The sequence below is a fragment of the Streptomyces sp. SJL17-4 genome (assembly GCF_036826855.1).
In the GTDB taxonomy this organism is placed as follows: Bacteria; Actinomycetota; Actinomycetes; order Streptomycetales; family Streptomycetaceae; genus Streptomyces.
Genome location: NZ_CP104578.1, coordinates 5,376,463 through 5,395,194, shown reverse-complemented (window position 1 = coordinate 5,395,194; position 18,732 = coordinate 5,376,463). Strand labels below are relative to the sequence as shown.

13 protein-coding genes and 1 tRNA gene are annotated in these 18,732 nt (G+C 73.0%); 4 read left to right on the top strand and 10 right to left on the bottom strand.

Features of this window, described 5'->3' with window-relative positions; translation table 11 throughout:
* Positions 1 to 63: 63 nt before the first annotated feature.
* From N5875_RS24225 to N5875_RS24210, 4 genes are all read right to left on the bottom strand, one after another.
* A complete protein-coding gene (locus tag N5875_RS24225) occupies positions 64 to 1,857 on the bottom strand; it encodes a DEAD/DEAH box helicase (RefSeq protein ID WP_318210199.1) in 1,794 nt (597 codons plus the stop codon).
* A 101-nt stretch (positions 1,858 to 1,958) separates the two neighbouring features.
* The gene (locus N5875_RS24220; RefSeq protein ID WP_318210044.1) at positions 1,959 to 2,351 is read right to left on the bottom strand and encodes a type II toxin-antitoxin system death-on-curing family toxin; all 393 of its coding nucleotides are present in this window, start codon (positions 2,349 to 2,351) and stop codon (positions 1,959 to 1,961) included.
* A complete protein-coding gene (locus N5875_RS24215; protein WP_318210045.1) occupies positions 2,348 to 2,548 on the bottom strand; it encodes a ribbon-helix-helix protein, CopG family in 201 nt (66 codons plus the stop codon). Before N5875_RS24215 ends, N5875_RS24220 begins: the two co-directional genes overlap by 4 nt.
* Before the next feature lie 46 nt (positions 2,549 to 2,594).
* A complete protein-coding gene (locus tag N5875_RS24210) occupies positions 2,595 to 4,076 on the bottom strand; it encodes an MFS transporter (protein ID WP_318210046.1) in 1,482 nt (493 codons plus the stop codon).
* A 180-nt stretch (positions 4,077 to 4,256) separates the two neighbouring features.
* Between N5875_RS24210 and N5875_RS24205 the strand changes: the two genes are divergently transcribed.
* The 4 genes from N5875_RS24205 to N5875_RS24190 all read left to right on the top strand — a co-directional run bounded on the left by N5875_RS24205 (position 4,257) and on the right by N5875_RS24190 (position 10,198).
* Positions 4,257 to 4,331, top strand: a tRNA-Cys gene (locus N5875_RS24205).
* 406 nt (positions 4,332 to 4,737) lie between these two features.
* Positions 4,738 to 5,658, top strand: coding sequence for a serine/threonine protein kinase (locus tag N5875_RS24200; RefSeq protein WP_338495920.1), 921 nt, complete (start codon positions 4,738 to 4,740; stop codon positions 5,656 to 5,658).
* Between the two features lie 145 nt (positions 5,659 to 5,803).
* Positions 5,804 to 7,984 (top strand): PQQ-binding-like beta-propeller repeat protein, encoded by a 2,181-nt coding sequence (locus N5875_RS24195; protein WP_318210048.1) that lies wholly within the window; start codon positions 5,804 to 5,806, stop codon positions 7,982 to 7,984.
* 114 nt (positions 7,985 to 8,098) lie between these two features.
* Positions 8,099 to 10,198 (top strand): serine/threonine-protein kinase, encoded by a 2,100-nt coding sequence (locus N5875_RS24190; RefSeq protein WP_338495918.1) that lies wholly within the window; start codon positions 8,099 to 8,101, stop codon positions 10,196 to 10,198.
* Positions 10,199 to 10,217: 19 nt separating this feature from the next.
* Here N5875_RS24190 and mycP read toward each other — a convergent pair whose 3' ends face one another.
* The 6 genes from mycP to N5875_RS24160 all read right to left on the bottom strand — a co-directional run bounded on the left by mycP (position 10,218) and on the right by N5875_RS24160 (position 18,520).
* Positions 10,218 to 11,333 carry a type VII secretion-associated serine protease mycosin gene (gene mycP / locus N5875_RS24185; RefSeq protein WP_318210050.1) on the bottom strand — a complete coding sequence of 372 codons (1,116 nt, stop codon included), beginning with the start codon at positions 11,331 to 11,333 and terminating at the stop codon, positions 10,218 to 10,220.
* Positions 11,334 to 11,485: 152 nt separating this feature from the next.
* On the bottom strand, positions 11,486 to 12,964 hold the full coding sequence (locus N5875_RS24180; RefSeq protein ID WP_318210051.1) for a hypothetical protein: 1,479 nt from the start codon (positions 12,962 to 12,964) through the stop codon (positions 11,486 to 11,488).
* Positions 12,965 to 13,035: 71 nt separating this feature from the next.
* Positions 13,036 to 13,506, bottom strand: a complete 471-nt coding sequence (locus N5875_RS24175; RefSeq protein WP_318210052.1) for a hypothetical protein — start codon at positions 13,504 to 13,506, stop codon at positions 13,036 to 13,038.
* Positions 13,507 to 13,635: 129 nt separating this feature from the next.
* Positions 13,636 to 15,933 carry a molybdopterin cofactor-binding domain-containing protein gene (locus tag N5875_RS24170; protein WP_318210200.1) on the bottom strand — a complete coding sequence of 766 codons (2,298 nt, stop codon included), beginning with the start codon at positions 15,931 to 15,933 and terminating at the stop codon, positions 13,636 to 13,638.
* A 26-nt stretch (positions 15,934 to 15,959) separates the two neighbouring features.
* Positions 15,960 to 17,648 carry a (2Fe-2S)-binding protein gene (locus tag N5875_RS24165; RefSeq protein ID WP_338495915.1) on the bottom strand — a complete coding sequence of 563 codons (1,689 nt, stop codon included), beginning with the start codon at positions 17,646 to 17,648 and terminating at the stop codon, positions 15,960 to 15,962.
* Positions 17,645 to 18,520 (bottom strand): FAD binding domain-containing protein, encoded by an 876-nt coding sequence (locus N5875_RS24160; RefSeq protein ID WP_030324484.1) that lies wholly within the window; start codon positions 18,518 to 18,520, stop codon positions 17,645 to 17,647. Before N5875_RS24160 ends, N5875_RS24165 begins: the two co-directional genes overlap by 4 nt.
* Positions 18,521 to 18,732: the final 212 nt, after the last annotated feature.

Below are 18,732 nucleotides of genomic sequence, written 5' to 3'. Positions count from 1 at the left end.
GGGCCTCAGCTGTTCCTCCGACGGGTCACCGCATCCGGGTGGCCCACCGCGCAGGGGCGGGAGTCACCGCATCCGGGTGGCCCACTCCTGCACCTTCTTGATCCGTTCCCGGATCTGGCCGGCGGTGGCCTCCGCGCTCGGCGGTCCGCCGCAGACCCGGCGGAGCTCCGTGTGGATCACACCGTGGGGCTTGCCGGTCTGGTGGACGTACGCGCCGACCATCGTGTTGAGCTGCTTGCGCAGCTCCAGGAGCTCCTTGTGGGAAACGACAGGGCGCCGCTCGGCGGGCAGTTCGAGCAGGTCCGCCTCCTCGTCCGGCTTCTTGCGGCTGTGCGCGATCTGCCGGGCCTGGCGCTTCTGGAGGAGCAGCTGGACCTGGTCGGGTTCGAGGAGGCCCGGGATGCCGAGGTAGTCCTGCTCCTCGGCGCTGCCGGGGTGGGCCTGCATGCCGAACTCGGCGCTGTTGTAGAGGACGCGGTCGAAGACGGCGTCGGACTCCAGCGCCTCGAAGGGCAGCATGTCCTGCTCGCCGGTGTCCTCGTCCTGCTGCCGCTCCGCCTCGGCGAGTTCCTTCTCGGACTCGGCGTACGGGTCCTCCTCGCCCTGCTTCTTGGGCTTGTCGAGGACGTGGTCGCGCTCGACCTCCATCTCGTTGGCGAAGCCGAGGAGGCTGGGGATCGTGGGAAGGAACACGGAGGCGGTCTCGCCGCGCCTGCGTGAACGCACGAAACGGCCGACGGCCTGCGCGAAGAAGAGGGGGGTCGAGATCGTCGTCGCGTACACGCCGACGGAGAGGCGGGGCACGTCGACGCCCTCGGACACCATACGGACGGCGACCATCCAGCGGTCGTTGCTCTCGCTGAACTCGTCGATGCGGTTCGAGGCGCCGGTGTCGTCGGAAAGGACGACGGTGGCCTTGGTGCCGGTGATCTCGCGGATCAGCTTGGCGTACGAGCGGGCCGAGTCCTGGTCACTGGCGATCACCAGGCCGCCCGCGTCGGGGATGGACTTGCGGACCTCGGTGAGTCGCTGGTCGGCGGCCCGGAGCACGTTCGGCATCCAGTCGCCCTTCGCGTCGAGCGCGGTGCGCCAGGCCTGCGAGACGGCGTCCTTCGTCATCGGCTCGCCGAGACGGGCGGCGATCTCGTCGCCGGCCTTGGTGCGCCAGCGCATGTTGCCGCTGTAGGAGAGGAAGATGACGGGCCGGACGACGCCGTCGCCGAGGGCGTTGCCGTAGCCGTAGGTGTAGTCGGCGGAGGACCGCCGGATGCCGTCGTTCCCCTCCTCGTACGTGACGAAGGGGATGGGGTTGGTGTCGGAACGGAACGGGGTGCCGGTCAGCGCGAGGCGCCGCGTGGCGGGCTCGAACGCCTCCAGGCAGGCCTCGCCCCAGGACTTGGAGTCTCCGGCGTGGTGGATCTCGTCGAGGATGACGAGGGTCTTGCGCTGCTCGCAGCGGTTGCGGTGGAGCATGGGCCGGACGCCGACACCCGCGTAGGTGATCGCGACGCCGTCGTACTCCTTGCTGAGCGGCCCGGCGCTGTAGTCGGGGTCCAGCTTGATCCCTATCCGCGCGGCGGCGGCGGCCCACTGCTTCTTGAGGTGCTCGGTGGGTGCGACGACGGTGATCTGCTGCACGACGTGGTGGTGCAGCAGCCATGAGGCGAGGGTCAGGGCGAAGGTGGTCTTGCCGGCGCCGGGTGTGGCGACGGCGAGGAAGTCTCGGGGCTGCTCCTGGAGGTATCTCTCCATGGCGCCCTGCTGCCAGGCACGCAGCTTGCCGGCGGTACCCCAAGGGGCCCGTCCCGGGAAGGCGGGAGAAAGGTGATGGGAGGAGGTGGTGGTAGTAGTCACGATCTCCGGGTTCGACGCTCGTCCAGATATGACAACCGGGCCACCTTACCGGCGGCCCGGCCGGAACGTCGTACGAAACGGGGCGGGTGGGGGCTGGTTGCGATTCAGCTCACGTCGGCGGCGATCAGCTCGCGCAGCCCGTGGGAGATCACCTTCACCTCGTCGGTCTCACCGGTCGCCACGGAGATGACCAGGCGCTCCGCCGCGTCGATGTCGGGGCGGAGTTGGACGCCGTTCATGGCGAGGAAGGTGACGCAGGACAGCCAGGCCGTGCGCTTGTTGCCGTCGAGAAAGGGATGGTTGATCGCGAGCGACTGGAGCAGTGCGGCTGCCTTGTCGAGGAGGTCGGGGTACGCCTCCTCGCCGAACATCGCGGCGGACGGCCGGTGCACCGCCGATTCGAGCAGTCCCGCGTCTCGTACGACGACGGCCTGGTCGTCCACCGCGTGTTCGGCGACAGCCAGGACGTCCTCGGCGGAGAGATAGACACAGGTCACTTGAGCCGCTCCATCAGCTCGTGCCACTTGGCCGCCTGTTCCATGGCGGTCTTCCGCACGATCGCCTGCTGGGCGGTCCGGGCGAGGTAGTCGTCGACGGCCTGGAGCAGTATCGCGTGCATGCTCGTGCCCTCCTGCTCGGCGCGCAGCTTGAGTGCCTCGGTCTGGTCGTCGCGAAGACGCACGTTCATTGCCATACCAAAACGGTACCACTCGATGGGGTCAAAGTGGTACCAGGCAACGTCAGGCCCGGGCCGGCGCCGCGTGCAGCCGCGTAGCGACCCACGCCCCCACCGCCGCCACCCCCGCCATCGGCAGGAAGACCGCCGCGAAGGCCCCCGGGTGGGAGCCCGTGGACGCGGACGAGGTGACGGCGTGGCCGACCGCGCCGCCGCCGAGCGCGGCGAAGGCCGCGCCGCCCGCGGCGAGGAGCAGGACGTTGGAGAGGCCGTCGGAGATCTGGAGGGCGGCCGAGTTCGCACCGACCTCCTCGGGCGCCGACAGCTTCATGAGCAGCACGCTCGTCGAGGCGATCACGGCCCCCATGCCGAGGCAGCCGAGACCCCAGGCCGCCGCGAGCACCCACACCGGCACGGCCGTGATGAGCACGCTGGGCGCCGCCGCGATGGCGATCGCGACCAGGATCATGCCGAGGACGACGAGCCGCTCCCGGTACGGCTCCGTCCACGGCCGGGCCTGGATCCAGGAGCCGAGCGCCCAGGTGAGGCCGCCCGCGGCGAGGGAGAAGCCGGCGAGGGTGGGGCTGAGGCCCCGCTGGGTGACCAGCATCAGCGGCACGAAGGACTCGGCCGCGATGAACGCGCCCGCGGCGATGCCGCGGAGCAGGACGACGGACGGCAGGCCGCGGGCCGCCCGGTAGGTGCCGTGCGGAAGGAGCCCCCGGACCGCGGGCACGAGGAACGCGGCTCCCACCGCGGCCGGCAGCAGGGAGAGCCAGCGCAGCTCCTGGCCGGCGTACTGGAGGAGCGCCGCGCCCGCCGAGATGCCGAGCGCGAGCCGGATCCGGCGCCGGTCCCAGGGCGCGACGGGCGCGGTCGGGTCGGCGGGCCCCGAGGCGGTACGGCGTATCGCGGGGAGGGCGAGGGCCAGCGGGAAGACGACGAGGACGGGGATGCCGACGAAGACCCAGCGCCAGCCGAGGTGCTCGGTGATCGTTCCGGCGGCGAGCGGTCCGACGACGGAGGGGACGACCCAGCTCGCGGCGAACGCGGCCATGATCGCGGGTCTGAGGTGCTCGGCGTAGGCCCGGCCGACGACCACGTAGAGGGCGACGATGACGAGCCCTCCGCCGAGGCCCTGGACGGCCCGCCCGAGGATGAACAGCCACATGCTGCCGGCGGTCCCGGAGAGCAGCAGTCCGGCGGCGAAGGAGCTGATGCCGGCGGTGAGCGGCGCGAGCGGCCCGAGCCGGTCGGACCACTGGCCGGCCAGGACCATGGCGAAGAGGCTGGTGGTGAAGTAGGCGGAGAAGGCGAAGGCGTAGAGGGGGATGCCGTTCAGCTCGCGGGCGGCCACGGGCATGGCGGTGCCGACGGCGGTCGCCTCGAAGGCGATGAGCAGGACGACGGAGACCATGCCGATGCTGAGCGCCCGGTGGGCCGGATCGAGGACGGACCCCTTGGCGAGGGCGGTGTCGGCGATGCGGGCGGCGTCGGCGGGTATGTCCGTGTCCGCCTCGGCGTCGCGGGGTTCGAGGGCGCTCATTCCCCCAGAGTAAGAGGTGAAGCAGCAAATGACCCCTGTCAGGAGTCCCGGACGGACTCAGCCCTTGGACGTACGACTGTGAACGCGGTGTGGCAGCGCCATTGCACTCGTATGGCACGACCCCGAAACCCCTTGAGCCCCTCCCGACCCCCGCCTACGGTCGTACTCGTCGCACAACACGACCGTGTGCCCGAGTGGTTGAGGGGCTCGCCTGCAAAGCGAGTTACGTCGGTTCGATTCCGATCACGGTCTCCAATGAACTCTTCCAGATCGGCGGCCTCCGGGTCGAGGGCCTGGGGCACGATCGCTCGCGGCCCTGATCACCCCCGCGACGGTGGTACTCCTGTCGCAGCCGGCCCCGGCGACGACGACGGAGACGGCGGAGACAGCGACGACGACGGAGCCGACGGAGACGGCGGAGACGGCGGAGGACTGAGCGACCGGCCACCGCGGAGCGCGGCGGCCGCTGTGACCACCGTGGCTGCGGCCACAGTGCCGGAGCCCGGACTCCCCGGGGCCGACTCACCGCGTGGCCCGCCCCCGCCGCCCCTCCCGCGCACGCCCCTCCCGCGCACGCCCCTCCCCCTCTTGCCTCACCCCGCCTCGATAGGCTCGTCCCGCCCCGTCACCACGGGCGCACGGACGACGGGGGGCGGGAACGGTGGAACAGCCGCGCACACAGCGCGAATCCGCGCGGCAGGAATCGGCTCGGCAGGAATCCGCGCGGCGGATCGGCCCGTACCGGCTGATCACCCGCCTCGATCCGCCCCGGACGGCCCTGCCCTGCCGCCGGTTCGTGGCCCGCACCGAGGACGGCGAGCAGACCGTGCTGCTCAGCACCCCGCTGCCCGACGCCGATCCCGCCCGGTTCGCCGCGGAGGCCGACGCCGCCCGCTTCCTCCTCGGCCCCTGGATCGCGCCGGTGACGGCCGTCGCCGGGCCGGGGGAAGCCCCCTGGTACGCCAGCCCGTACGTTCCGGCCCTCCCGCTGCCCGTGGCGCTCGCCGTCCACGGCGGCCCGCTGCCCGAGGCCACCGTCCGGGCCGTCGGCGCCACCCTCGCCGAGGCGCTGGCAGCCGCGCACGGCCAGGGCCTCACCCACGCCGGGCTGTCCCCGGCCGCCGTCCTGCTCACCGCGGACGGCCCCCGGCTGACCTGCTTCGGCGCCGTACGGGCCGCCTCGGCCGACGGCGAGCCGCGCACCGGACTGCCCGGCCTCGACCCGGGGGCCCTCGCCCCCGAACAGGCCGCGGGAGGCCGCCCGCGCCCGCCGGGCGACGTCTTCGCGCTCGGCGCGGTCCTCGCGTACGCCGCCACCGGGCACACCGTGCCCGAGCGGGACGAACTCCCGGCCGCCCTGCGCCCGGCGATCGCCTCCTGCCTGGCCCGCGACCCGGCCGACCGGCCCACGGTGGCCGCCCTGATGACCGCCCTCGCCCCGCCGACGACGCACGGGACGGTCCTGAACTCGGCCGGTTCGCTCCTGGCGCCGGGCTGGCTGCCGGGCCGGGTGGTGGCGGCGCTGGCCCGCCAGTCCTCGGAACTCCTCGCGGCCGAACTCCCGGAACCGGCAAGGACCTGAAAGCCCCGAACGCCCCGCGCCCCGCGCCCCGCGCCCCACGCCCCACGCCCCAGGCCTCCCGACTCCCCCTCCCCGCCCTCCCCGAACGCCCCACACCTCCCGAGTCCCCCTTCCCGCCCTCCCCCGGACCTGACGGACCTCATCCATGCTGTCGCCCCTGACCCACGACGACCCGGCCGCGGTCGCCACGTACCGGCTCATCGCCCGCCTCGGTTCCGGCGGCATGGGCACGGTCTATCTGGCGCGCACCCCCGGCGGTCGTACCGTCGCCCTGAAGACCGTGCACGCGCGGCTCGCCACCGACCCCGCATTCCGGGCCCGATTCCGGCTGGAGACGGACGCGGCACGGATCATCGGCGCGCGCCACGGCGCGGCCGTCGTCGACGCCGACCCACTGGCCGAGACGCCGTGGCTGGCCACCGAGTACGTCCTCGGGCCGCCGCTCGACGACGCGGTCGCACTCGGCGGCCCGCTCCCCGAGCCGACGGTCCGCGCCCTCGGCGCGGCGCTCGCCGGGGCGCTGGCGCAGCTGCACTCCTCGGACGTGGTCCACCGCGACCTGAAGCCCTCGAACGTCCTCGTCACGGCGTACGGCCCGAAGATCATCGACTTCGGCATCGCGCGAGCGGCCGGCGACGACCATCTGACGCGCACGGGGGCGGCGGCCGGCACACCCGCGTTCATGTCGCCGGAGCAGGCGAGCGGGCAGGAACACCCGCCCGCGGGAGACGTGTTCGCGCTCGCGGGCGTCCTCGTCTTCGCCGCGACCGGCCACGGCCCCTTCGGCACGGGCTCCGCCGCCGACCTCCTGTACCGCGTCCGCTACGCCGACCCCGACCTCACCGGCGTCCCGGAAGCACTGCTCCCCCTCCTGACGGCCTGCCTGTCGAAGGACCCGGCGGCCCGCCCCACGACCACCACCCTGATCGACCAACTCCACGACGGCCACGGCGAGTTCGCCGACCACCTGCCGCCGCTGCTCCTCACCGACATCGCCCGCCGAGCCACGGACGTCTGGCTCCACGCCCCCCACCGCCTGCCGGCCCCGACGGGGTCGACGGCGGCGGAGACCGTCCCCAGTACACCGATCTCCCGCCGACGGCTGTTCTCGACGGGCGGCGCGGCGCTGCTCGGGGTGGCGGGAGCGGGGGGCGGGCTGTGGGCGTGGCTGGGGTCGCGGGACACCGACACGCCCTCCACCGGCGCCCCCGCTCCCGCCGGCCCCACCGCGATCCCCGCCACGACGGCCTCGGACGGTGCGCCCGCGCCTCTCTGGCGGAAAGAGTCCCTCGACCGCGAGGAGAGCACGACGCAGCTGGTCGCCGGGGACGTCGTCGGGTTCGCCGAGACCGTCTCCTTCCGCGCCCTCGACCCGCGGAACGGCGCCGAGCTGTGGACCGAGTCGATGGTGATGGAGCCCCAACAGGTCACCACGGACGGCACGTACTTCTACACGTCCGACGGCCCCAACGACGGTCCGGGCATCCTGCGCATCCGGACGCTCGCACCCCGCACCGGTGAGGAGGCCGCCCGGACGATCGAGCTCAAGGGCTTCGAAGGTTCGCAGTTCGGCACGAAGCTCCTCACCGCCTCCGGCGGACGGCTCTTCGCCGACTCACGGCTCGGCAGGCAGTCGGACACCCTGGAGGAGCGGGAGAGCGGCTGGCACCTGATCGCCGTCGATCTCCGCACGGGGAAGGAGGCATGGCGCCACCCCTACGAGTGGGACGGCGTCCGCCCCTGGCTGTCCCGGGTCGTCGGTGACCGGCTGGTCCTCGGCAAGAACAGCGGCGACCTGGAGTCCTTCGTCGTTCAGGCCAGGGACGTGCGCACCGGAAGGAAACTGTGGCAGCGGTCCCTTCCCATGAAGGAGTCCCAGAACTTCAGGCCCGGCCAGCTCGCGACCGACGACCGGCACCTCTACCTCGGCGGCGACCGCCTGCGGGCGCTGCGCCTCACCGACGGCGGCACTGCCTGGGAGTACGGCGAGGGCTCCTTCCACGGGATGCCGGCCGTCGCCGACGGCCTCGTCCACGTGAACGAATCCGGCCGCGGACTCGTGGTCGTCGGCGCCGACAAGGGCGACAAGCGCTGGGAGGAAGCCGCCTCGGGCCGCAGCCTGACCCCGGAGCTCTTCATGGTCCCGGTGGTCGGGACGAAGTACGTGTACGCGCCCGTCCGGGGCGGTCTGAGCGCGATCGACCGGACGACCCACAGGTCGGCCTGGGTGTTCTCGACGGATGCCAGCCGGTACGTCGTCGACAAGGCGCGCACCCGGATCTTCGGGGCCGGGGCGTCGTCCGTCGTAGCCATCCCGTTCGCCTGATCCACCTGCCACCGTCCCCCCTCCGCCTGATCCACCTGATCCACCTGTCACCGTCCGCCCTTCGCCTGATCCACGTATCACCGTCCCGCCCTTCCCACCGACCTGGAAGCTCACGTGACCACTCAGCCCCTCGCCACCGGCGACCCGCTCCGGCTCGGCCCGTACCGACTCCTCGGCGTCCTCGGCGAGGGCGGCATGGGCAAGGTGTACGTCGGCCGGGACGGCGACGGAACGCCCGCCGCCGTCAAGGTCCTCCGCCCCGAACTCGCCCACGACCAGCACCTGGCCCAGCGCTTCGTCCGCGAGGCCGACATGGCGCGGGCCGTCACCAGCAAAGGCGTGGCCCGGGTCCTCGGGGCGCAGACCGAGGGCGGACGGCCGTGGATCGCCGCGGAGTTCCTCGCCGGGCCGACGCTCGGCGAGGCGGTCCGGGCGTACGGGCCGATGGACGGGCCGACAGTCCGGGCCCTGGCCGCCCAGCTCGCCCGCACCCTGCACGACATCCACGCGGCCGGTCTGATCCACCGCGACCTCAAGCCGGCGAACATCGTGCTCACCTCCACCGGCCCGCGGATCATCGACTTCGGCATCGCCCGCCCCGAGCACGGCCTCACGCTGACGACGACGGGCCAGATCCCGGTCACTCCGGGATACGGGGCTCCCGAGCAGGTCCTCGGACAGCGGGTCGGACCGCCCTCGGACGTCTTCTCGCTCGGCGCGGTCCTCGCGTACGCGGCGAGCGGGCGGCGCGCCTTCGACGGCGCGCACGTGCCGGCCGTCCAGTACGAGGTCGTGCACGGGACTCCCGATCTGAGCCTGGTCCCGCCGGAGCTGCAGGAGCTGATCGGGCCGTGCCTGGCGAAGGACCCGGCGTACCGCCCGCAGCCTCCGCAGGTCGCGGAGGCCTTCGCCCCGCCGAAGGGCGCCGACCGCGCCTGGCGCAAGGGCCCGCTCGCGGAGGACATCAAGCGGCGCGAGACGGCCACGAAGCGCCTCTCGGCACCCGCGGAGACCGCCGTACCCTCCGCACCGTCCCGGCGTCGTTTCCTCACCGCGGCGGCGGTGGGCGTGGCCGTGCTGGGCGCGGGCGGCGGGGCAGGGGCCTGGTGGCTGGGCCGGGACGGAGCGAAGTCCCCGACCGCCGACGTGCCCCCGGCCGTGGCGACTCCCGAGGCCGCTTTCATCTCGGTCATCGACAGCACGCCGAACGAGGCCCCGAAGGCGCTGTGGGGCCCTCTCGACGTCGCCGCCCCCGAGGGCAGGACGCTTCTTCCCGTGAGGGACGTGGTGCTGATGCAGGCGAAGACGGGCGGGCTGCTCGCCCTCTCCGTCACGGACGGAAAGGAGCGCTGGCGGGCCGAGGAGATCGACGCGGCCGCCGGTTACGTCTCCGTCGCCGACCGCCTCGTCGTAGGCGCCGACCGCGCCGGCGTCCTGCACGCCTTCGTCGCCTCCACCGGCGCCCCCGTCTGGCAGACGGGCAGCGACGTCGGCGACGTCCTCGCCGCCGACGACACCCACGTCTACCTGGTGACGAAGGACAACAAGCTGCGCGCCGTCGACGCCTGGACGCTCGCCACCACCTGGACCCGCCCCATGACGTCCCCCCGGTCCGCCGCCGGTCCCGCAAAGGCAGCCGCCGGCGGGAAGCGGCTCGTGGTCCACGGCAGGGACGGACACGTCGCCGTCCTCGACACCGCCACCAGCGAGACCGTCTGGGAGGTCGACGACCAGGGCACCCACGGCCAGGCCCCCTCGATCAGCGGCAACACCGTGTACGTCGGCGGCCTCAATCTGATGGCCAGGCGCCTCGATACCGGCAACTTCCTCTGGGAGGAGGAGACGCGCGGTGTCCCCGGACGGGAAGTGGGCTGGGGCAATCCGACCGCCGACGGCGAATCCGTCGTCGCGGTCAACGGGTACAGGGCCGGCCTCTACCGTGCCGTGCCCGAAAGCCAGTACGCGCGCGCGGATTGGACGCAGATCATGGACCACCCGGGCAGCACCATCACCGCACCCGCGGTGGAAGGGGCGACTGTCTGGCTCCCGGAGGCGGACGACAGCTCCGTCACGGTGGTCAACAAGACCACCGGCGACCGCCTGTTCACCATGAAGATGCAGCGCACGGGCCCCTACCAGCTCGTGAGTGACGCCCATCGCGTCTTCGTCGCCCGCGGCGGAAGGATCGCGGCCATGCCGGTCTTCGGCACGTGAGCCCACGACCAGGCCGGACTCAGCTCCGACGCGAACGCAGCACGGGCACGGCGATCGCGGCACCGACCAGCACGACCGCGCCGATCCCGAGGCCGATCCAGAGGCCGGTGTTGCCGCCCTCGTCGGCCGCGGCCTGCGGGGCGGGAGCAGGAGCGACGGTGGTCTCCACCGGACCGGGGTCGGTCGAGGTCGGGGTTCCGGGGCCGGACGGCGTGGCGGTCGCGGGCTCGGCCTCGGCAAGGTCCTCGATGGGCCGGACATCAGCCGGACCCGGGTCGCCGGGCGTCTTCAGCATTCGGAGCGGACGGATGGCCCCGTACCCGATGAAGTCGCTGCGCTTGTCGCCCCCGACAGGACCGGCGATGGTGTTGAGCATGACCTTCAGGACCTGGTTGTTGGTCCAGTCGGGGTGCTTCGACCAGACCAGCGCGGCGGCGGCGGAGGCGAGGGCGGTGGCGTCACTGGTACCGGAGGACTTGCAGACGCCCGTGCCACCGCCGCAGGCGTGCACCATGTCCTTACCAGGGGCCACGATGTCGACCTGCCGCCCGTGCTGGGACGTCGGGATACGGGTGAGCTTCTGATCGACCGCACCCACGCCGACGACGCCGGGAGTAGCCCCCGGGTACTCCACGGCGTTGCCCTTGTCGCCGGTGTTGCCGACGGAGGCGAAGACGAGAGCCCCCTTGTCGAGGGCGTACTTCACCGCGTCGGTGAGGGCCGGTGAACCCTTCCTGTTTCCCAGGGAGACATTGATGACCTTGGCGCCTGCATCAGCCGCATACGTGATCGCCTGGGGAACAGTCCGGTTGAAGTCCTCGCTGGCCTGGTCCATGCTCACGTCGCCCCCCTCCAGCCCGGGAACACGCAGCGGAAGGATCTTGACTCCGGGAGCCAACCCGAAGGCCCCGTTGCCACCATCACGTTCGCCGGTGCCCGCGATGAGACCGGCCATGCCCGTGCCGTGCCCGGAGTAGTCGGTGAACTGGTTTCCGGACTCCGCGGGCGACGCAAAGTCCTTGCCCTCCAGGACTCGCCCCCGAAGGTCCGGGTTGGCCTTCTCCACACCGGAGTCGATCACTGCGACCGTGACGCCCTCGCCCGTGCTGAGCTGCCAGATCTTCTCAGCTCCCATGGTGTCGAGGTGCCACTGCCGGTCTCGGACACCCGCTGCCTGGGCAGGGACGGAAGCGATGCCCACCAGCAGCATCCCCAAGGCGGCCGAGGCGGCGACTCGGGCACGGCTCCGACGAATACTGCTGGTACGCATCTGCTTCCTCGCGCTGATCAGTCGATGACGGGCGGCGCCACGCGGCGCCCCTGCTGCCAGGTCTCCTCGTCCTCGACCAGGTAGTCGGGACGCTCTCCGTTCGTCTCCTCGCGGTCGCCGGGCTGCGTGGAGCCTCCGCGCACGAGGCCGGAGCCACCGGGCGTGAAGGGACGCGCACCGCCGCCGGTGGCACTGGCGCGCTGCGCCTTGCCGCCGACGATGCCGCCGGTCTCTCCGGCAAGGCGACGTCCGCCGGCAATGCCTTGCTGTCCGCCCATGCCGCCGCCCATCGGGCCGCTCATACCTCCGCCGCCCATGGGACCGCGGCCCATGCCCGTGCTGTTGCGGCCCGGCTCGGTGCCGATGACCGTGCTGCGCGGGAGCCCGGTCTGGGGACGCCCCTGCGTGTTGGGCACGGCCTTGCCGCCGCTGATGCCCTCGCGGGGACCGCCCAGCGGGCCGGGGCCCGTCGGAAGGCCGCGCGGGCCGGTGTTGTTCATCGGGTTGCGCGTGCCGCCGGTGACGGGACCGGTGGGAGGCGGCACCCCCGGGCCACTCTTCGAGGGGAGCCGGGGCAGGCCGGTCGTGGGCACGAACGGAGGCGCGGCACCGTCCGGCTTGGTGAGCGGCGGCGGGGTGCCCGGGGTCTGCGTCGTGGGACCGGGCGGCGTGGTCGGCGGCGTCTTGGTGTCGACGCTGTCGATGCCGAGGTCCACGGGCACGTCGGGTCGGACGTCGGGGACATCGGGACGGACGACGTGCGTCGGCCCGGTCTTGTCCTGGGACGGCAGCACGATCTGCGTGTCGGGCGTGGTCCGGGTGTCCGGCTGCGAGGGGGAGGTACGCGTGCCCGAAGTCGTGTCCGTACCAGTGGAGCGCTCGCCCTGCGGACTGGAGCCGATGTAGGAGTCGTCTCCGCTCCGAAGGCCACGGTCGCTCGGCACGAACGCCCCCGGCGGCGGCGGAAACGTCGGCGGGACGTTGTTGCCCATGTGGAAGGCCGACCACTGGTACGCGTTCGAGAGGCGGTCCATCTCCCTGGCCGCCGCCTCCTTGTTCGCCGCTTCCTTGGCCTCGATGGCCGCGAGCTCCTCGCTCTCGGCCATCGAGGAGCGAGCCTGGCCGGCGATGTACCGCGAGTCGGGATCGTTGCGGTACTTCAGCGCCGCTTCGAGGTTCTCCTTGGCGGACGCGTGGGACGTGTACCGGGGCATGGCGCTCTGAGCCGAGGCGATGGCCACGGAGTTCTCCTGCATCCAGAGGGCCCCCTTCTCGCTGTAGTCAGCGAGCGCCTTCGTCGAGTTGGCCACGTTGGTGGCCCACTCGACGAACGCCTTCTCCGCCTCACCCTCCCAGTCCATGCGCTGCATGCTGGTGCTCAGTTCGGTGGCGACCTTCTCCAGCTGCACCGCAACCGACTTGAGCCGCTGCGCCGCATCACCGACGTAGAAGCTGCTGGCCTCGTCGAGCCACGCCAACATCTGCTGATGGGTCATGCCACGGAAGTTGGTTCCGCCGCTCATCCCTCGCCTCTTCCCCGTGTCCCCGAAATTCCGTCCGCGTCCGCCTACTGCAAGGACGCGTCGCCCTTGGCCGTCTGGTCGCCGGCGCTCTCCGGCGCTCCGCGGCCCGCTTCCCTGTCCGCCTTCTCCTTGGCCTCGAAGGTCCGCTGGTGGATGTTGATCATCTTGCGCTTGACGTCGTCATCCATCTCCTCGAAGCCGTTCTTCGAGGCGACGACCGCGATCCCCAGACCTTCCAGACAGTCGTTGAGCAGGCCGGAGAGTTCCACCAGGCGCGAGAGGGTTCCGTCGTACGCCGCGTAGGCACCCTGGGCCTCGCCCCAGGCCGAGCCGCCGCCGCCGAACTGGGTGCGGGTCACCGGGTCGGCCTTCAGCTGCCCGGGTCCGGCGGTCGAGCCCTGGAGCTGCTCGATGAGCCCCTCGACCTGCTTCCTGAAGGTCTCCATGGAGTCGGCGCTGTACTTGACAGCCTGCGCCCGCATCCCGGACGCCATTCCGCCCATATAGGCTTCCATGCCCGCTGTCCTCCCCCGTATGAACAACTGAACTACCGTGCTGCGTCAATCCGAGTCTAGAAGTCCACTGTAGCCAGGAAGGACGACACCGCGCACCTCCGGGTTGCACAAGCAACGGACATCACAGGGTTACGAATTGGGCACGGCCACCGCTGCCTGGGGGCGGATCGGGAGGCGGTTGACCGGGCGGCCCGTCGCCGCGCGTACCGCTGAGGCCACTGCGGCGGGTGAGGTGACGACAGGGATCGCGCTCGCCGCCTTCGCGCCGAACGGCGCGACGACGTCCCGTTCTTCGACGAGTTTCACGATGCGAATGTCCGGGGCGTCCAGGGATGTCGGGAGTGCGTAGCCCGTGAAGTCGGGGTGGCGGACCAGGCCCCGGGCGGTGCGGAGGTTCTCCGTGAGGGCCGCGCCGACGCCCTGGGTGACGCCCGCCTCGATGCGGGTGGCGAGCTGGGCCGGGTTGAGGACGCGGCCGACGTCCTGGGCGACGGCCATCTCCACGACGCGTACGGCGCCGAGTTCGATGTCCACGTCGACCACCGCGCGGATCGCGCAGAACGCCAGGCCTACGAACGCGTCGCCCTGGCCTGAGTCGTCGAGGGGCTCCGTCGGGTGCGGGCGGCACTGGGCCGTGGCCCAGAGTTCCTTGCCGTCCATCGCCTCCGTGACGGTCGTCGACAGGACCCCGTCGTACGAGGTGATCTTGCCGTCGGTGATCTGGAGGAGCTCCGTCGACATGCCGAACTGGTGGGCCAGCGGCTGGAGAAGCTGCGTACGGACCATCTTCGCGGCCCGCTCCACCGCCCCGCCCGAGACCCAGGTGTGGCGGCCGTGAGCCGCAGGTCCCGCCGGCGGCTGGTCGGTGTCCACCGGAGCCACGTGGACCTCGTCGATGCCGAGGGTGTCCTGCACGATCTGGCGGGCGAGCGTCGAGAAGCCCGAACCGGTGTCCACCGCCGAGCAGATGACCGTCGCCACCCCGTCCTGGACCCGCACGGTCGCCGTCGAGACCTCGTCGGTGCCCTCCGCGCCCAGCATGTGCACCATGCCCAGCGCGTAGCCCACGCCCCGTCGCACCGCGCCCGGTTCGCCCGCGCCCTCGGGGCCGCCGGGCAGCAGCCACTCACCCTCGGGAGTGTCCTTGGGCAGGGCAGGGAGCGGGAAGTCGCGTACGGCGGCCAGGAGTTCGGCCACGGGCGCCGGGCACGTCACCGTCTGGCCCGTCGGCAGGATGTCGCCCGTCGACATCACGTTCCGCATGCGCAACTCCGCCGGGTCCACGCCCAGTTTCGCCGCCAGCTTGTCCATCTGCGCCTCGTACGCCGCGCACACCTGCATCGCGCCCTCGCCCCGCACATGGCCGGACGGCGGGTTGTTCGTACGGACCGCCCAGCCCTCGACGAAGGCGTGCGGGACGACGTACGGGCCGCAGGCGAAGGCCACGGCCGCCGCGAGCGACTCCGACGAGGAGTCGGCGTACGCGCCCGCGTCGAGCAGGATCTGCGCCTCCACCTTCACCAGCCGTCCCTCCGCGTCCGCGTGGTGCCGGTAGCGCAGCAGGGTGGGGTGCCGGTGGGCGTGCCCGAGGAAGGACTCCTCGCGCGTGGCGGTGAGCTTGACCGGGCAGCCGGTACGCAGCGCGAGCAGGCCCAGCGGGATCTGGAAGCCCGGGTCCTCGCGGTCGCCCGTGGCGCCCGGGACACCCGTCACCACCAGCTTGACCTGCTCCGGCGGAAGGCCGAAGCAGGCGGCGGCCAGGTCGCGGTCGGTGTGCGGGTCGGTCGACGCGGTGTAGAGCTCCACCCCGCCGTCGGGGCGCGGTACGGCCAGGCCCGCCTCGGCACCGATCGGCGCCGGGTCCTGGCGCCCGATCCGGTACAGACCCTCGACGACGATCTCGCCCGTCGCGTCCGGGTCTCCGAAGCGCAGCGGGATGTGCCGGATCAGGTTCCCGTCGGGGTGCAGCGCCTCGGCCGCGAACGCCTTCTCCGGGTCCGTCACCGGGTCGAGCACCTCGTACTCGACGGCGATCGCGGCGGCCGCGAGCCGGGCCGTGTCGGGGTGGTCGGCGGCGACGGCGGCGATCGCCTCGCCGTGGTGCCGGACCAGGTCGGCGGCGAACACCGGCCGGTCGGCGACCCGTCGGCCGTACGTCGCCGCGCCCGGCACGTCCGCGGCCGTCACCACGGCCCGTACGCCCGCCATGGCGGTCGCCGCGCTGGTGTCGACGGAGACGATGCGCGCGTGGGGGTGCGGGGAGCGCAGGATGGCGGCCCAGAGCAGTCCCTCGGCCCACAGGTCGGAGGCGTACGGGAAGGTGCCCTCGGTCTTCGCCCGCGCCTCGGCCTGCGGAAGCGAGGTGCCGAGGCCGTGCGCGGCCGGCTCCTGACCCAGGGTCCCGGGGGTGGTGTCCAGGACCGGGATCGTGGGAACGGCGGTGATCGCGTCGCTCACGCCATGCCTCCGTCGTGCGGGTGGGGAATCTGGTGCGGGACCCGGGGCTCGTCGGCGGCCTCGGACGCGGTGGCCGCGGCGCTCGCCTCGCGCTCGGACACGACGTCCCGTACGGCTTCGAGGACGCCCCGGTAGCCGGAACAGCGGCACAGGTTGCCCGCGAGCGCCTGGCGGGTCTCCAGCTCGCTGGGGGCGTGGTTGCCCTCCAGGAGGTCATGCACGGTCATGCACATGCCTGGGATGCAGAAGCCGCACTGGACGGTGCCGCACTTCGCCATCGCCCGCTGCACGTCCGAGGGCTCCCCGTCGACCGCGAGGCCCTCGACCGTCCGCACCTCGCTCCCGGCGGCGGTCGCCGCCGGGACCAGGCAGGAGGCGACGAGCCGGCCGTCGACCTGCACGTTGCACGCGCCGCACTCGCCCTGCGAGCAGCCGTCCTTCGCCCCGGCGAGGCCGAGGCGCTCCCGCAGGACGTAGAGCAGCGACTCGCCGATCCAGGAGCCGGTGACGGGCCGGTCGGCGCCGTTGACCCGGAGGGTGTACGAGGTGTGGGGATGCTCGTCGCTGTCGGTGGAGGCGTAGGCGCTCGCGCTCGGCGCGGGATCAGCGGGATCAGCGGCACCGGCAGCATCGGCTGCGGCGTCGGCGGACCCCTCCGCCGGAGCGTGCTCGCTCTCGGGCCGGGGCTCGCGCTCGGGCTCCGGCTCCGGCGTCGGGTCGGACGCGTCGGCCGCACCCGACTCACCGCCCGCCTCCTGAGCCTCCGTCCCGGCCGGCGCGGCCGGCGCAGCCGTCTCCGCCGTCTCGGACGGCTCCAAGGGCCCCTGTGGCTCCGTCGGCTCGGTCTCCGGGCTCGCGCCCGGCTCCTCCGCAGCCTCCGCGACGGCCTCGACCTCCGCGGCCTCCGCAACCGGCTCCTCCGGAACCGCCCACGGCGCCGGTGCTCCGCCCGGCAGGGTCGCGGGCGCCTCCGCGTACGGCCTGATGGCCGAGGCCGCGAAGTCGCTCGGCTCCCCGGCCGCGTCGGGCGCCGCCTCCTCCGTGAAGCGCCACTCGGCGGTCGCGTGCGGGTCCTGCTCGACGTGCTTGACGTACTCGGTGTGCTCGGTGTGCTCGGTGTGCTCGGTGTGCTCGACGTACTCGGTGTGCCCAGCGGTCTGCCCGGCGGTGTGGCCCGCGCTGAGACCCGCGCTGAGACCGGCGGTGTGGCCGGAAGGACGCCCCGGCACCCGCCCGGCCGCAGGCCCGGCGTACCCGCCCTGACCCGCCTGCTCGGCGTACTCGCCCGCCCCCTGCTGGAACTGCTCCGCCTGCTGGAAGGCGGCGCCCTGCTCGTACGAGCCGCCCTGCTCATACGGGCCGCCCTGCTCGTACGAGCCGCCCTGCTCGTACGGCCCGCCCTGCTCGGCGTACTCCGTGCCGTCGAAGTACTGCGTCTGCTCCGCCTGCGTCGGTACGTGGACCGTCCAGGCGCCCGTCGCCGACGGGTCCGTCGTCGCCGGGTCGAGCGGCTGCAGCGGGGTGATCATCGGCGGTACGTAGCCGTGACCGGGCGCCTCCAGGGGGACCCCGTCCAGCATGAAGTCCGGCGGCAGCTGGACGAAGGCGGTGGCGTCGCCGTCGTACCCCTCGCTCTGCGGGATCGGCTCCCAGCCGCCCGTCCCGCCCTCGTGCGCGTCGCTCATGACAGTGCCCTCCCCAGTGCCCGTCGGGCGAGTGCGGCGACGGTGCGCCGCAGGTGCAGTACGGCCGGGGGCAACACTTCGTCGCCCGGCGGGTCCGGGATGCAGGCGGCGGCGACGTACTCGCCGAACGCCGCGAGCGCCTCGGGGGCGAGCCCCCGGTCGTTGTCCCAGTCGACCAGCGAGGCGATCCAGCGCTCGGCCTCCAGCGGGCGCAGCGGCATCGGCGCGACGGCGCCGACCGCGCAGCGCACCCCGCGCCGGGCCGGGTCGAGGACGACGGCGACGGAGGCGGTGGCGCGGGCCGGGCCGGTGCGGCCGGTGGCCTTGACGAAGACCTGGGGGGCGTGGAGCAGGGGGACGCGGACGAAGGCGACGAGCTCGCCGGGGGCCAGCAGGTCGCGGCCGGCGAGCAGGTGGGAGACGGGGATCTCGCGGCTGCCGAGCGGCCCGAGGACGACGAGGTCGGCCTCCAGGGCGGCGAGGACGGGAAGCGAGTCGCCGGTGGGCGCGGCGGTGACGACGTTGCCGCCGAGGGTGCCCGCGTTGCGGATCTGGGGTGGTCCGGCGGCGCGTGAGGCGGCGGCGAGGGCGGGGATGAGGGCGGCGAAGTCGGGGCGGCCCATGCGCGCGTGGGTGAGGCCGGCGCCGAGGAGGGCGTGGCCGTCCTGGTACTGCCAGCCGCGGATCTCGTTGATGCGGCTCAGACCGACGAGTCCGGCGGGGCGGAGCTGCCCTTTGTTGACGGCGGCCATCAGGTCGGTGCCACCGGCGACGGGGACGGCGGCCGGCATGGCCGTGAGCGCCGCCACGGCCTCGTCGAGCGAGGCGGGCAGCGTCACGGACTGCGCCGTCTGTGGTGCGTGCGTGGTCAACCCGCTGCCCCTTCCCGGTGTCCCGGTGGTCCCCGAATGTGCCCGGCGGTCGCGCCTGCGTGTGGGCGTACCGTACGTGCTCACAGGCCGGACGTGGCAACTCTGGCACATCTTCCGAGCGGTCCGGCGCGAGGGCCCGCGAAGGACTGTTCCGTCCGGGACGCCCCGTCGAGTGACGGTAACTTCCGTTTCGCCGCTCTTGGGTGAAGGGG

Excerpts from the sequence above, each read along its gene's own strand:
- N5875_RS24215 (WP_318210045.1), bottom strand. The coding sequence starts at position 2,548 with ATGGCAATGAACGTGCGTCTTCGCGACGACCAGACCGAGGCACTCAAG.
- N5875_RS24210 (WP_318210046.1), bottom strand. The coding sequence starts at position 4,076 with ATGAGCGCCCTCGAACCCCGCGACGCCGAGGCGGACACGGACATACCC.
- N5875_RS24195 (WP_318210048.1), top strand. The coding sequence starts at position 5,804 with ATGCTGTCGCCCCTGACCCACGACGACCCGGCCGCGGTCGCCACGTAC.
- mycP (WP_318210050.1), bottom strand. The coding sequence starts at position 11,333 with ATGGGAGCTGAGAAGATCTGGCAGCTCAGCACGGGCGAGGGCGTCACG.
- N5875_RS24180 (WP_318210051.1), bottom strand. The coding sequence starts at position 12,964 with ATGACCCATCAGCAGATGTTGGCGTGGCTCGACGAGGCCAGCAGCTTC.
- N5875_RS24175 (WP_318210052.1), bottom strand. The coding sequence starts at position 13,506 with ATGGAAGCCTATATGGGCGGAATGGCGTCCGGGATGCGGGCGCAGGCT.
- N5875_RS24165 (WP_338495915.1), bottom strand. The coding sequence starts at position 17,648 with ATGAGCGACGCGCACGAGGGCGGGACGGGCGGCTGGGAGCCGATCCCG.